1 protein-coding gene is annotated in these 228 nt (G+C 64.5%); it reads left to right on the top strand.

Going from position 1 to position 228, the window contains the following annotated elements:
* The coding region (locus tag EOD29_RS35685; RefSeq protein WP_348630484.1) for an SURF1 family cytochrome oxidase biogenesis protein at positions 1 to 228 on the top strand (228 nt) is incomplete at both ends.

Raw genomic sequence — 228 nt, 5'->3', positions numbered from 1 at the left:
GGTCAGATATCGGGCCTGATCGAGATCACCGGACTGATGCGGATGACCGAGCCGAAGGGATCGCTGCTCCAATCCAACGACGTCGCCGCCGACCGTTGGTATTCACGCGATGTCGCAGCGATCGCCCAAAAACGCGGCCTCGGCGCGGTCGCGCCCTATTTCATCGATGCCGACGCCGCTGCAAATCCCGGGGGCCTGCCCGTCGGCGGCCTCACCGTCATCCGTTTT

It is taken from the genome of Mesorhizobium sp. M1A.T.Ca.IN.004.03.1.1, from assembly GCF_003997555.1.
GTDB lineage: Bacteria > Pseudomonadota > Alphaproteobacteria > Rhizobiales > Rhizobiaceae > Mesorhizobium.
The sequence above is the reverse complement of the archived record's forward strand: the minus strand, read 5'-3'. Positions and strand labels throughout refer to the sequence as shown.